Raw genomic sequence first — 14,796 nt, forward strand, 5'->3', positions numbered from 1 at the left:
GTCACCCTTTTTAATGCTTTGAATAGGTACTCTATACCCGTTTATTCATCAAATATGTCGCAAAGCCTATAAATATAATACTAGGTAATACCGCGCCTATAATGGCAGGTATTTGGTAAACCATAACCACAGGGCCAAATATTTCATTAGTTAAGTGAAACACAATCCCCGTTACAACACCCATAATAATACGCGCGCCCATAGTAACCGTACGCAGTGGGCCAAATATAAACGAGAGCGCCACCAGCAGCATTACCGCAACAGATACTGGCTGCATCAACTTACGCCACAGAGCAAGCTCGTAGGTACTTGTGTCTTGTTCGTTTTGCTCTAAGTAACTTAAATACGACCAAAGCCCAGTAAATGAAAGTGACTCCGGTTTTACCGACACAACTCCTAACTTTTCAGCGGTCAATTGCGAAGAATAAAACTCTTCAGGTAATTGCTCTGTTGTGGTTTTTTCGCTAGTAATAATAACCTTATTTACATCACGAAGTAGCCAGCCATCTTTTCGGCTCAGTGCATCTCTTGCTTTAGTAATTTGGGTAAGCTCTAACGATTTGTCAAAGTGGTACATGTGTACCCCGTTGAGTCTGCCATTTTCGTCTACATCTTCAATATTAATAAAATTACTGCCGTCTTTAGCCCATACACCTTTTTGTGTGTTAAACACATCGCCGCCATGTATTGCTTGGTTACGCATTTCTTTAGCGTGTAATTGCGCTTCAGGTGCACCCCATTCGCCAAGTGCCATCATGCATACAGCCATAAATATGGCGGNGGTTTTCATCACAGAGCCAATTATTTGTAAGCGCGACATACCAGCCGCTTGCATCACTACAAGCTCGCTGTTTGAGGCAAGTGCCCCTAAACCCGTTAAGCCACCAATTAGCGCAGCCATCGGAAAAAACACCACTAAATCGCCAGGTATTGTGTAAAGCGTGTAAAGCATGGCGGTCATTAAATCGTAACTACCGCGCCCTACCGACTTTAACTGGTCGATAAATTTAATTAAAGTGCTAATACCAACAAGTACCAACAATGCAAAGCCGGTAGTTTGTAAAATACTGCGCCCTAAATACCAATCAAGCGTTTTCATCATGAGCCTAACTCCCGCTTAGTTACTACGGCTTTAAGCCAAGCGCCCAGTGGTCGCCCTTTTATAATTAATAACCCACCTATAAACAAGGCACTTAGATGAATCCACCACAAGCCGATTGAAGGCGGAATTTTTCCATCTTCAACTGCAAATTTAGCGGCATTTAGTAAAATAAAGTAGCCTAAGTACAAGCTAATAGCAGGCACTAGTTTTGCAAATTTACCTTGGCGAGGATTAACCACACTTAGCGGTACTGCCAGTAAGGTAAGTAGCGGGATTGATAGCGGAATAGCGAGTCGCCATTGCCATTGAGCAATAGATTCAGGTGTATTTATAGCCAATAATTGGTTAGTTGGCACAGCCTCTAATTTACGGCGTTGATGCTCTATTTCTTGTTCTCGTATTTGTACGCTGTAACCATCAAATTCTGTTAAATTAAGTGCAGGCGTTGTGCCATCTGTTTCGTAACGTTTACCGTCTGTTAGTACTAGCTGTTGCTCACCATTTACGGCTTCAACCACAACACCTTGCTGTGCATATACTAAGCGCGCTAGATTACCTTTTTCGCTATCAGGTAATTGTGCAACAAATACCTTATTGAGCTCTTTGCCGCCCTTTTCAATATTATGAATAAACACCACGGCTTTTTCGTTACCGGTTTCTTGGAACCGCCCAGCCCTGAGTGCAGACAACCCCGCATCGGCTTTAGCTTGTTCTTTTAATTGGTACTCTTGCTCGCTTGCCCACGGCGCTATATACATAGTCAATGCAGCAGCTAGTATGGCAAGTCCAACGCTTGATATAAGCGTTACGCGCACAACATACCATTCACTTACGCCACAGGCTTTAAGTACGGTCATTTCGCTATCGGCGTATATACGGCTGTAAGCCAAAATAATGCCTAAAAATATACTCAGCGGAAGTATTAGCGAGGCTAGTTGTGGAAGCTTTAGTGCAATCATCGATAGCACTAATTTAGCAGGAATGCTGCCCTCAGAGGCATCACCTAAAATACCAACTAACTTTTGTGACAAAAATATTGTCATTAAAGTTAAAAATACGGCGACCTGCGATTTTAAAACCTCAGCGGTCAAATAACGGAAAATTAGCAATGCTCGCCCCTGTTAAACATGGAATTTCACTACGATAGTGAGAATTGAATAGTTAAATAGCTATTTTACCCAATTAATACCGGCAAATAGGCTATTATTATAAGCCATCAAATTTAATTATCCTACCTAAGTGCACGATATAATGTTGCATTAGTAGCCCTTAAGCATATAAAGTTCAATTACACAGTAAGAGTCTAGGGCCTGTTTATCTTTCGAGGTTAAATTTGCAGCAGTACGTTTGGTATTTAGGTAAGGCAGAGCCTATGTAGTGTGGTTATTCCCCATAAATAGGCGATAACGCAGCATAAATGCCAAACATGCGCTGCCCGAAGGGTTCTGCCTAGGGGCAATTTACTCTTTGTTGCTCGGTTTTTACTTAGCCCACTAAGTTACACACCTCGCGCCGCGATTAAATAGCCCCTAGATTGAACAAATTTTAATCCTGAAAGGTCAACAGGCCCTAACAAAATCAGCTAAAATAAGAATTATCCTTACATAAGTTACGTAGATAAGACTAGAAAATACTTTTTTAGCCCCAACTTACTAACTTAAATGACTCAAAATCAGGAGTGACAATGGAATTTAACGTAAAAAGTGGTAGCCCAGAAAAACAGCGCAGCGCATGTATTGTGGTTGGCGTTTACGAGCCACGTAGGTTATCCCCCATTGGTGAACAACTCGATAAAATTAGCGATGGTTATATCTCTAATTTACTTCGCCGTGGCGATTTAGAAGGTAAGCCAGGCCAAGTTTTATTATTGCATCATGTACCAAACGTATTAAGCGAGCGCATATTGCTTGTTGGTTGTGGCAAAGAGCGTGAGCTTGATGATAAGCAATATAAACAAATTATTTCTAAAACTATTAATACCTTAAACGAAACGGGCTCTATGGAAGCAGTTTGCTTTTTAACAGAGCAACACGTTAAAGGTCGCGACACTTACTGGAAAGTACGTCAAGCAGTAGAAACAACACAAGATTGCTTATACACGTTTAACCAATTAAAAAGTAAAAAAGTAGACCCTCGTCGTCCACTTCGTAAAATGGTGTTTAACGTACCAACTCGACGCGAACTAACGATTGGCGAAAGTGCTATTGAGCATGGTTTAGCCATTGCCGCAGGTAGTAAGCTGTGTAAAGACGTGGCTAATATGCCACCAAATATTTGTAACCCAGTGTACTTAGGGGAACAAGCACAAGAGCTGGCAACTAATTTTGACAATATCACCGTTGATATTATTGGCGAAAAGCAAATGGCAGAACTAGGTATGAACTCATACCTAGCTGTTGGCCGCGGTAGTGATAACGAATCGATTATGTCGATTATTAACTACAAAGGCGCCGCTGACGGCCNAAGCCCCTATTGTACTTGTTGGTAAAGGCTTGACGTTTGACTCAGGCGGTATTTCATTAAAACCAGGCGAAGGCATGGATGAGATGAAATACGACATGGGCGGCGCTGCTGGTGTTATTGGTGCAATGCGTGCACTTGCACAAATGCAATTGCCGATTAACGTTATTGGTGTTTTAGCTGGCTGTGAAAACATGCCTGGCTCAAACGCATATCGCCCGGGTGATATTTTAACAACAATGTCGGGCCAAACAGTTGAAGTGTTAAACACCGACGCTGAAGGTCGTTTAGTATTGTGCGACGCACTAACGTACGTTGAGCGCTTTAACCCAGATACTGTTATTGACGTGGCAACACTGACAGGCGCTTGTATTGTAGCCCTTGGCGCGCATGCAACTGGTTTGCTATCAAACCATAACCCACTTGCACACGATTTGTTAAAAGCGTCAGAGCAAAGTGGCGACCGTGCATGGCAGTTACCGTTATGGGATGACTATCAAGATCAACTAGATAGCCCATTTGCTGACTTTACAAACTTAGGTGGACGCTCTGCAGGAACAATTACTGCGGCATGTTTCTTGTCTAAATTTACTAAAAAGTATAATTGGGCGCATTTAGATGTTGCTGGTACAGCGTGGCGCAGTGGCGCTAAAAAAGGCGCAACGGGTCGCCCTGTTCCAATGCTTACTCAGTATTTACTAAATAGAGCTGGTGTAAGTGAAGCAGCTCAAGATTAAACGTTTAGTTTAAATTAATATCTGTTTATAAGGCGCCGTTTGGCGCCTTATTTATTTGTGTATTAATTGAAGCAAACCCCGTTATATGGCAAAATCTGCCTCTTAATTTATGTATATCAATTTGGTATACATTCAATGTCATGGGAAACCCCGATACAATGAACATGAACGCTAAATTTTTCGTTCTAAAGCAACAAGATGAGTTAACAGCTAAGGCTGACGATCATTTTGCTTTGGCTGCTCAAATTGCGGCCGATCAGTATCGAAATGGGCAGCGTGTGTTTATTTGTGTTAACGATAATGAAGCAGCCTGTGCCATTGATGAAATAATTTGGGCATTCGATCCAGATAGTTTTGTGCCACATAATTTACAAGGTGAAGGCCCTAAAGGCGGCGCACCTGTAGAAATTGGTATTACGCCACCTGTTGGCAATCGTAAAGTTTTAATTAACTTGGCTACTCAGTTACCGGATTACATTCGTCGGTTTAACCAAGTTTTTGATTTTGTACCCGTAGAAGCAGCTGCTAAACAGGCAGCCCGCGAGCGTTTTAAAAAGCTACGCCAACTCGGTGCCAATCTCACCACGCAAGATATTAATAGCTAGCCAATCAGGCAAACTAACCAACTAATTTAAGTACTTATTTAAGGTTCTGTGTAATGGATAAAACCTACAATCCGCAAGATATTGAACAGTCTCTATATCAAGACTGGGAACAAAAAGGCTACTTTAAGCCATCTGGCAAAGGCGTACCATATTCAATTATGATTCCGCCGCCAAATGTTACTGGTAGCTTACACATGGGCCACGCCTTCCAAGACACAATAATGGATACCCTAACGCGTTTTAAACGTATGCAAGGTAACAACACATTATGGCAAGTAGGTACTGACCACGCAGGTATTGCAACGCAAATGTTGGTTGAGCGTAAACTGCATGCCGAAGAAGGTAAAACACGCCACGATTTAGGCCGCGAAGATTTTATTAATAAAATCTGGGAATGGAAAAAAGAATCTGGCGGCACTATCACCAAACAACTTCGTCGCCTTGGCGCATCGGTTGATTGGGATCGTGAACGCTTTACAATGGACGATGGCCTATCTGAAGCCGTTAAAGAAGTGTTTGTACGCCTTCATAAAGAAAACCTAATTTACCGTGGTAAGCGCCTAGTAAACTGGGATCCTAAATTACACACTGCTATTTCTGATCTTGAAGTTGAAAACAAAGACAAGCAAGGCCACATGTGGAACTTACGTTACCCACTGGCTGATGGCGTTACAACACAAGACGGAAAAGACTACATAGTAGTAGCAACAACTCGCCCTGAAACCATGCTGGGCGACTCGGGTGTTGCAGTAAACCCAGATGACGAACGCTACACAGATTTAATCGGTAAAGAGATTTTATTACCAATCGTTAATCGTCGTATTAAAATTGTTGCTGACGAACATGCCGATAAAGATAAAGGCACGGGCTGTGTAAAAATAACCCCAGCGCACGACTTTAACGATAACGAAGTGGGCAAGCGTCATCAAATGCCGATGATCAACATTTTCGATAAAGACGCCGCTATTCTTACCCAAGGTGAAACATACACCTTTGACGGTAAAGAGCTTGAGTTTGATGCGCCAATTCCTGAGCGCCTACATGGACTAGATCGTTTTGCTGCGCGTAAAGCGATTGTGGCAGAATTTGAAGAACTAGGCCTACTTGAAAAAATTGAAGATCATGGTTTAACGGTTCCTTACGGCGATCGCTCTGGCGTTGTAATTGAGCCACTACTTACCGACCAATGGTATGTACGTGTTGCACCACTTGCAGAGCCTGCAAAAGACGCTGTTAAAAACGGCGATATTCAATTTGTACCTAAGCAATACGAAAACATGTACTTCTCGTGGATGAACGACGTACAAGATTGGTGTATTTCACGCCAGCTTTGGTGGGGTCACCGCATCCCAGCTTGGTACGACAATGAAGGCAACGTATTTGTTGGTCGCGACGAAGCTGAAGTACGCCGTGAAAACAACATTGCAGACAGCGTAACGTTAAGCCAAGACGAAGACGTACTTGATACGTGGTTCTCATCAGCACTTTGGACGTTCTCTACACAAGGTTGGCCAGAAAATACCGATGATTTAAAGACCTTCCACCCGTCTGATGTATTGGTAACTGGTTTTGATATTATTTTCTTCTGGGTTGCGCGCATGATTATGATGACGCTGCACTTTGTGAAAGACGAAAATGGCAAACCACAAGTTCCGTTTAAAACCGTGTATGTAACTGGCTTAATACGTGACGACAATGGCGATAAAATGTCTAAGTCAAAAGGTAACGTACTTGACCCACTAGATATGATTGACGGCATTGAACTTGAAGACCTAGTACAAAAACGTACCGGTAACATGATGCAGCCAAAACTTGCCGCCAAAATCGAAAAAGATACGCGTAAAGTATTTGCCGGCGGTATTGAAGCACACGGCACCGACGCACTTCGTTTTACCCTTGCTGCAATGGCGTCTACCGGTCGTGATATTAACTGGGATATGAACCGCCTTGAAGGTTACCGTAACTTCTGCAACAAATTGTGGAACGCAAGCCGTTACGTGCTAATGAACACAGAAGAGCTCGATTGTGGTTTTGCAAACGATGCTGATAAAGAGTTCTCATTAGCTGACCGTTGGATTTTAGGTCAATACGAAGCTACCGTTAAAACCTACACTGAGCACTTAGATAACTACCGTTTTGACCTAGCTGCTAACACGCTTTACGAATTCACTTGGAATCAATTTTGTGATTGGTATTTAGAGCTAACTAAACCAGTATTGTTTAAAGGCAATGAAGCACAGCAACGTGGTACACGCCATACGTTAATAACGGTACTTGAAAGCTTACTGCGTTTAATGCACCCAATGATGCCATACATTACTGAAACTATTTGGCAACGTGTTGCACCACTTGCAGGCCTTGAAACAGAGAACACCAGCATTATGGTTCAGCCGTTCCCTGTGTATAACGAGGCAAGCGTTGATGCTAAGGCAATGGAAGATTTAGAGTGGGTTAAACAATTCATTTTAGCTATTCGTAATATTCGTGGTGAAATGGATATTAGCCCAAGTAAACCGCTTAGCGTTTTACTTGCTAATGCATCGAGCGACGACGTGCGCCGCATTGAAGAAAACAAATCATTTTTAGCGTCCCTTGCAAAAATTGAAGAGTTTACAATGCTTGAAAACAAAGATGACGCACCAGCATGTGCAACGTCTTATGTTGGCAACCTTGAGATCATGATCCCAATGGCGGGCTTAATTGATGTGGAAGCCGAGCTTTCGCGTATTAATAAGCAACTCGAAAAAGCAGAAAAAGGCCTAGCACAAGTGCAAAACAAACTCGCTAACGAAAAGTTTGTTAATAATGCGCCTGAAGCCGTACTTGCTAAAGAAAATGCAAAACTAGCTGAGTTTAGCGATGCTAAAACTAAGCTACTTGAGCAAAAAACTAAAATAGAAAGTTTATAAGCTTTCGTAAAATGCCTATTAACACTATTTAATAGGCATTAAAAAAGCCGCTCACTTATTGAAGTGAGCGGCTTTTTTGTGCCCTGTGATTAACCACAAGACACTTCTACATTAAAACTTGTAGTTGTACTGAGCGCCAATAAGTACTGCATTACCTTCTGATTCAAACTCAAATCCATCTTCTTCAAAATTCTGAGTTTTACCACGGATAATACTTACACCAAGATCAACGTTAGAGCTTTGATCAATTGTGTAGTTACCACCGAATGAGAACCAAAAACGATCTGTGTCTGGGATAGAGATCGACAGGTGATCTTGTGATACTGGAGACTGATCAAATGCTACACCAGCACGAAGTAATAAATCTTCGTTATATTGGTAATCTGAACCAACAGCGAAACGGTACGAATCAGAGAAGCTCTCATCTTTATTAAATGCGCTAAACTTATCGCCAGTCGGTGCTGTAACTCGTGCTTCTAATGAATCAAAGCTACTCCAACCTGTCCATAAAATACTGTAATGAAGACCAAGTTTTTCATCTAACTGATGAGAACCTGAAAATTCAGCTATTGCAGGAAGTGTGATTTCGACAGAGCCAGGTAGTTCAGCTCCATTCAATCCACCAAAAGCTGTTGGTATTTGATTCGAGTATTCACCTTCGAATGTAATATCTGTTTCTGTACGATAATTAAAACCAAAACGGCTGTTATCATCTAGCTGATACATTAAACCAACATTTAAAGCGTAACCTGTATCATCACCTTCCAAGTTCACAACTTCATTATTTGCAGCAAATGGTAAACCAGAGCCAGCATGACGCACAATTGTTGCATCAGCGTAAATTACGTTTAAGCCAATACCATAGCTAAACTTTTCAGTAACTTTATAAGCAACGCTTGCATTTAAGTTAACAGTAAATATTTCTGTTTTACCTGCAATCTGTCCTGCTGAGTAGTCATCGTCAAAGTCTGTTGATAAACCAAAGTTAGAAAATGCACCAAAACCAAGTGATACTTTATCGTTGTAAGGCATAGTAAAGTAAGCTGCTGGTACCACTGCACTTGGTGCAATGCTGTCATCATCTAATGAAGATTGATCAATACCAGTTGGCGCGCCTTCACCTTCTAAGCTTACATCTGGAATTACGCCAATAGCAGCAACACTTAGTTGCTTGTCTTTAAATAAAGTCATTAGTGCTGGGTTACGTGCAACTACAGACGCATCGTCTGCGATAGAAGCTTCACCAGCGTATGCACGGCCTAAACCCGATGCATTTTGCTCTGATAATTGAAACGCAGCTGCAAAGCTATCAGCTGAAACAAATGCAAGCGAAGCTGCAATAATAGTTTTAGAAAATTTCATTGTTGAGTCCTTAACCAAACTGACCGTCTGGGTACTATGTGTGTTGTTATTAGGATTTAAAACTTGGCTACACTACCTTAATTTTTTGTAAAAAACTCTATGAAAGTGTCAAAAAACAGCAAAAAACCCGATTTTTAACCACGTTTTAACGACAAATTAACGGTAATTTAAAACTCATCGGACTAGAACTGTGCTATTAGAGCAAACACTCTAACTGTAATTAATTATCATTTAGATTGACTTGGGTTTAGCGGCCACTTACACTCATTATAAAATCGCAAAGGAAGTGAAACTGTGATCATTTTATTTATTATTACAGGGCTAATATTTTGTGGGGCGAGTGTGTTTTGCTTTTACAAAGCAAACTACTGCGCCTGTACTCAAGCAGGACAATGCGATAATCCCGTAAACCATTATTGGCTAGGGGCAATGTTAAATGCGTTGATCTCTTTAGCCCTGTGTTGTTTTGCATTGCACGTAGAGCTAGGCACTTTGCTATGGTTAACACTTATGGGAAGTTGCTTTTTGGGTGCATTTATTTCAGCAAAACAAACTAAAAAAAGGCAATGCAGTAAGGCTAATTCAACAAATGCTCTTTTAGCAGGCGAGACAAATTAATCTGATAATCTAAGGGCTTAACGCTTGATAGTATTTTAAGCTCTTGGGTGTGCTCACTTAAATCAATATCTTTTGGTGTAACATGATGATTGTGCTTAGCGTTATAAAATAGCTTAATTTTAGGCTTAATAGGATTAAGTACATTTCCCTCAAGCACTAGCGCTAAACGCTCATTCGTTAATTTTACAATAGTCCCTACCGGATGAACCCCTAAACACTTTATAAACCGCTGCACTAACTCACCATCAAACAAGTGTTTATTGGCTAATAAATAACGTAATGCATTAATAGGCTCATCACCATCTTGATGCATTCTATCGGCAGTCATTGCATCGTAAACATCTACAATTGCCATTATACGCGCCGGGCGACTTAACTTTTCAGCCTGCAGGCCTCGCGGATAACCAGAGCCATCTAAGCGTTCATGATGATTTACTATCATATCAAGCATAAGGGGGGTTATACCCTTCTCGCCTTTAACTAAACCCAAACCTTGCGCTACATGCTTTTTAATGACTAAGAGCTCATTATTAGTAACCTTAGTTGGCTTTGAAAATATACCTTGGGGTAATTTAGCTTGGCCTAAATCATGAAGTAACGCCCCCATTGCAAGCTCTTGTACAACAGCCTGCTCATACCCTAAATATTTAGCAAATACAGCGGTAAAAATGGCGCAGTTGATCATATGCCGCCAGTTATAGCTGTGTTTATCTTTTATACGAGTAAGAATAGTCATGGCGTTAGCGTTACGAAAAACTGAGCTGACTATTTCGCTGGCTATTTCATCAAGCACTTTTATATTAACACTCAGGCCAGATGTTAAGTCACCGTATAACGACTGCAGCTTTCGACCGTGCTGATCGTAATTTACACTCGCTTTAGCAAATTCTTGTTCGATTGAGATTGCTATAGGTGTTTTTTCTGCTTTTTGTTGGCTATTAGATGTTTTAGGTTTGCTTTGAGGTTTATATTTGGCAGGAACTGGCGCATCACCTTTAGTAAAATCAATCAGTAGCTCAAGCACACCTTCAGAGACTAAACGCTTAATAATAGATCTATCGCGTACCAAGCCACTGGTCTTAATTTTTATGCTATTGATCCCTTCATGTTGCTTAGTAACGCTATCAACGTACATACCAGGAGTAAGCTCGGACACGGGCAAAGTAATTAGCATAAAGGCGGGATTTTTCTATTAAGGAATATGTACCTTAAATAGCATTAATTAAGCCTAAAAGTCTAGTTTTTGAGTTGTAAGTAGTTATATATAACTAAAACTATAATTTACAGCCTTATTAGAGCTGTAATGTAATTCTGATTATCTTAATTTTTAATAATTAAATGCTTTCTCTCAACTACACTGAAGTGTTTATCACTAAAAAACATGTGATTTAGCTATATAATTTATCTAATCATTATAAAAAAGCGAACTTTATTAACCTTTCTTGAACATAATATTGTTTTGCCTCGGTCTCAATATACACAGCACTTAATAACAACTGCTTTAAATTCTTAAGAGTACTAATATATGACAAAACTAAACCAACCCGTATCAAACCTAAGTGTGGCTGCAATAAACACAGCCTCGCCTTTGGGTCATATATTAAAAATAGCCGCTCCACTGCTTGATAGCCTATTGGGTATAAATAAACTGCGAGATATTTACCTCTCTAATAATTTATCGGGTTTGGATAAACAAGAGTTTAGTGAAAAGCTTTTAAATGTATTGGGTATTAATGTACTTGGCGCACAAGATGTTATTAACAAAATACCAAAGCAAGGCCCTTGCATAGTGGTATGTAACCACCCTTACGGCATGGTTGAGGGCGTAATAATTGCAAAATTGCTCACCCATTATCGTAGCGATACAAAAGTAATGGCTAACGTTGGTTTAAAAATATTTACAGAAATTAAAGACTATTTTATTTTTGCTAATCCGCTAAAGCCAAAAGCAGCCATTAATACCAGTGCAATTAAACAGTGTTTTAAACATGTAAATAACGATGGTTTACTTGTGGTTTTTCCTGCTGGCAGGGTTTCGTTTTTTCAATCAAAAAAACAACGTGTAACCGACGGACAATGGAATCGCTTAGCGGCTCAACTAGCCTTAAAAACACAAGCCCCTTTATTACCTGTGTTTATTAGTGGTCAAAATAGCCCTATGTTTTACAATTTGGGACGCATTTACTACCGATTTAGATTATTAATGCTAATACGTGAATTACTTAAAATTCAAAAAAGGTCCATTAATTTAGGTGCTAGTAATTTACTTTCACCCAAGTTATTAAATAAATTTGAGAAAACTGACGACATTAACGATATTGCGCGCCTGCTTTGTTATTTAAACGATGAACGCTTTGTAACACCTTGGCAAGACGATGCCCAATCAATGCAACTAAAAGCGATTATGCAGGATGTTGATAAAACAAAAATGACGAGTGAACTTGCTAGCTTACCAAACGAGCAGCACTTATTAGACTTTAAAAGTTACTCCGTTTATTACGGCTATCAAGATCAAATACCTAATTGTGTTACTGAAATAACACGCCTTAGAGAAATAACCTTTCGTACATTAAACGAAGGAAGCGGCGAGCCATGTGATACCGATAAGTTTGACGCAACTTACATGCATTTATTTATTTTTGATCATAAAAATGAAGAGATCATTGGTGCTTATCGAATTGGACAAACTGATTTATTACAAAAAAATAGCGACGTGAGCGCCCTTTACTTATCGCAAATGTTTAATTTTAAACCCTCTTTTATTAATCAACAACAGCCGTGCTTGGAAATGGGTCGCTCGTTTATAGTTCAAAAACATCAAGGCAGTTACCATGGTTTATTGCTGTTATTTAAAGGGATCGGTGCGTTTATGGCGCAAAACCCACGTTATAGGACTTTATACGGCACAGTTTCACTAAGTAAACTTTATGACCCTCGTTCTGTCGCAATTATTGATCATGCAATGGTTAATAATAAAAAAGGTGTTAACGCCAATACGCCTTTTAATAATAAAATTCACCCTGAGTTTGAAGACTTCATTAGCGATCACACGTTAAACATAGATCATGTATCAACATTGGTTATGGGAATAGAAGAAGATAAAAAAGACATACCGATTTTATTAAAGCAATATCATAAGCTAGGCGCTCAATTTCATTGTATGGGAATTGACAGTAACTTTAATCACACCCCAGGATTACTTTTAAGTGTGCACCTACCAAGTGCGCCTGAAAAGCTACTTAAGCTCTACCTTGGTGATAAAAAAGATGATTATATAAATCACTCATAATTTTATCTGCTGCATTAATACAGCAGGTAAAAATAAAGCAACAAAAAAGTCGACGCAATTAATTGCGTCGACTTTTTTAGTTATGTAATAGCTATACGAATACCTAGTTAAGCTGCAGCCACTTTTAAACAACTAATGCTACTGATGAGCTGAGATTGCTTATCAAAATAATTAAAACGTATAGTCTTACCAACTTTAATATGACTAATACTGACTGTCATTGCGTCTTCTCTTTGCATATTTACACCATATTGGCCTTGCTCGGCTTTGCTGTAATGAAATGCTAAAAACTGCTCACTTGCGGGATGTCTTACGTCAATAAGTTGCTTAAATTGTTGTTTACGCTTTTGTGTAACTGTTTCTAGCTCAACGCCAGATGACGTTGCAAGCGATTCAACTTGGCAATCGATTAATTGTTTTGTGTCCCACCGAACAAAAACGATGTGACTATTATTTAGGGATAATTTATCCGGAAAAATACATAATTTAAAAGGCGCATAACCTGATAAATCCATATTTTGTAATTGAGACAATGCAGGGGTTTTGTTGCTCAGTAAATGTGGGATTAAAAGACCTCTACTGTGCTTTACGGCAGTTATATCAAATACACTTTGATAATCGTTTAATAAAGCTAATGTTTGCCCCCAATCCGATACACCAAGCCAAGTACCTCCCCCTTGCGGATCGATCGGGTAAATTGCGTTACCTGTGTGCTTACTCGGGGCGATTGCCATTTCTCGCGTTTTTTGCTCATCACGATTAAAAAACAACTCGTAGCCATCATCAGTTAAGAAGTAACTTAAAGTGCACATATTAACTTTGCAGTGATTTTGATTGGCTTTTTTCTCTCAAAAAAGTGGCTGTACTTGGTGCTAACCCAAAGCTCTGGTCGAATGATGCTTTTTGTGCAAAGGTAATTTGTGAAATCATCGCATAGTGATGTACTGCATGGCTTCCTACAAATATAAGCTCTCGTGCTAATGAGGTTGTTACAGTTTGTACATTTTTACTTTTAATTGATACTTCGCTTGAAAGTAACAGCGGTTTATTAAAATCATCTGTACTTAGCTGTTCAATCCACGATGCTATCTCGGCAATTTTTTTTATCGCTTCGCAGGGGTTACTTTCAATATTACTGCCGCGTAGGCGACTATCGTAATCAATATTATTTATATCAAAACCCGTCATTAAAGATTGGTAATGATCGATAATGTGGCGCATATGTGACCCAGCTGAACTAATGAAATTAGGAGCAACGATTTGCGAATAATCCTCTTTAGTTACACTTTCAAGATAAGTATGACCTTGAGCGAGTATTTCTAACTGACTATTTAACATTGAATCGGTTTTCCTCATTTATAATTTCGTCGTATATGCATACATAACGTTAGATAACATTTTGAATAATGCAATTTTGCATTGTATAAATAACTAGAAAGCTGTTCTTACAATAAAATTTCAAAATTTATGCAGTAATACATTTTTATATACAAAAGTAATTAATGAAAAGCTAGATAATATAGAGAGGGATATTAGTAGATGTAAAAGCAAATGGCGCTCTCGGTAGGGATCGAACCTACAACTCAGCCTCCGGAGGGCCACGTGATATCCATTTCACCACGAGAGCACATTTGTTGCCTCCACACCAACTCGCGATATCAGTGCTTTAGCATCAGCAATGATAAAGAGATCTTTAAATAAATACCAGTAACAT

Annotated in this window: 10 protein-coding genes, 1 tRNA gene and 1 pseudogene; 5 read left to right on the plus strand and 7 right to left on the minus strand. The window is 39.7% G+C overall.

What is annotated here, in order from left to right; all coding sequences use genetic code 11:
• Window positions 1-31: 31 nt before the first annotated feature.
• Window positions 32-1,102, minus strand: a complete 1,071-nt coding sequence (gene lptG / locus L656_RS0121300) for an LPS export ABC transporter permease LptG (protein WP_024600718.1) — start codon at window positions 1,100-1,102, stop codon at window positions 32-34.
• The gene (gene lptF, locus L656_RS0121305) at window positions 1,099-2,211 is read right to left on the minus strand and encodes an LPS export ABC transporter permease LptF (protein WP_007587281.1); all 1,113 of its coding nucleotides are present in this window, start codon (window positions 2,209-2,211) and stop codon (window positions 1,099-1,101) included. The genes lptG and lptF overlap by 4 nt, the downstream gene beginning before the upstream one ends.
• Window positions 2,212-2,786: 575 nt before the next feature.
• Here lptF and pepA point away from each other — a divergent pair.
• From pepA to L656_RS0121320, 3 genes and pseudogenes are all read left to right on the plus strand, one after another.
• Window positions 2,787-4,299, plus strand: a pseudogene (gene pepA / locus L656_RS01000000122540) (leucyl aminopeptidase).
• A gap of 158 nt (window positions 4,300-4,457) precedes the next feature.
• Window positions 4,458-4,904, plus strand: coding sequence for a DNA polymerase III subunit chi (locus L656_RS0121315; RefSeq protein WP_024600719.1), 447 nt, complete (start codon window positions 4,458-4,460; stop codon window positions 4,902-4,904).
• 53 nt (window positions 4,905-4,957) lie between these two features.
• Window positions 4,958-7,813: a valine--tRNA ligase gene (locus L656_RS0121320; protein ID WP_024600720.1), complete on the plus strand. Its 2,856-nt coding sequence runs from the start codon at window positions 4,958-4,960 to the stop codon at window positions 7,811-7,813.
• 111 nt (window positions 7,814-7,924) lie between these two features.
• Here the strand turns inward: L656_RS0121320 and L656_RS0121325 are convergent, their stop codons facing one another.
• Complete coding sequence (locus tag L656_RS0121325) at window positions 7,925-9,175, minus strand: outer membrane protein transport protein (RefSeq protein ID WP_024600721.1); 1,251 nt, start codon at window positions 9,173-9,175, stop codon at window positions 7,925-7,927.
• A 294-nt stretch (window positions 9,176-9,469) separates the two neighbouring features.
• Between L656_RS0121325 and L656_RS1000000123565 the strand changes: the two genes are divergently transcribed.
• Window positions 9,470-9,793 carry a hypothetical protein gene (locus L656_RS1000000123565; protein WP_024600722.1) on the plus strand — a complete coding sequence of 108 codons (324 nt, stop codon included), beginning with the start codon at window positions 9,470-9,472 and terminating at the stop codon, window positions 9,791-9,793.
• Here L656_RS1000000123565 and L656_RS0121335 read toward each other — a convergent pair.
• Complete coding sequence (locus L656_RS0121335) at window positions 9,753-10,967, minus strand: HD-GYP domain-containing protein (RefSeq protein ID WP_024600723.1); 1,215 nt, start codon at window positions 10,965-10,967, stop codon at window positions 9,753-9,755. The two genes, L656_RS1000000123565 and L656_RS0121335, sit on opposite strands and share 41 nt — an antisense overlap.
• 351 nt (window positions 10,968-11,318) lie before the next feature.
• On the opposite strand from L656_RS0121335, the gene L656_RS0121340 reads away from it, so the two are divergent.
• Window positions 11,319-13,082: a lysophospholipid acyltransferase family protein gene (locus L656_RS0121340; protein ID WP_024600724.1), complete on the plus strand. Its 1,764-nt coding sequence runs from the start codon at window positions 11,319-11,321 to the stop codon at window positions 13,080-13,082.
• A 107-nt stretch (window positions 13,083-13,189) separates the two neighbouring features.
• On the opposite strand, the gene L656_RS0121345 is transcribed toward L656_RS0121340, so the two are convergent.
• From L656_RS0121345 to L656_RS0121355, 3 genes are all read right to left on the minus strand, one after another.
• Window positions 13,190-13,894 carry an NRDE family protein gene (locus L656_RS0121345; RefSeq protein WP_024600725.1) on the minus strand — a complete coding sequence of 235 codons (705 nt, stop codon included), beginning with the start codon at window positions 13,892-13,894 and terminating at the stop codon, window positions 13,190-13,192.
• 1 nt (window position 13,895) lies between these two features.
• Window positions 13,896-14,420 (minus strand): hypothetical protein, encoded by a 525-nt coding sequence (locus L656_RS0121350; RefSeq protein WP_024600726.1) that lies wholly within the window; start codon window positions 14,418-14,420, stop codon window positions 13,896-13,898.
• Window positions 14,421-14,634: 214 nt separating this feature from the next.
• Window positions 14,635-14,709: transfer RNA gene (locus L656_RS0121355), tRNA-Arg, on the minus strand.
• Window positions 14,710-14,796 lie beyond the last annotated feature (87 nt).

The sequence above is a fragment of the Pseudoalteromonas sp. TAE56 genome (genome assembly GCF_000497955.1).
GTDB lineage: Bacteria > Pseudomonadota > Gammaproteobacteria > Enterobacterales > Alteromonadaceae > Pseudoalteromonas.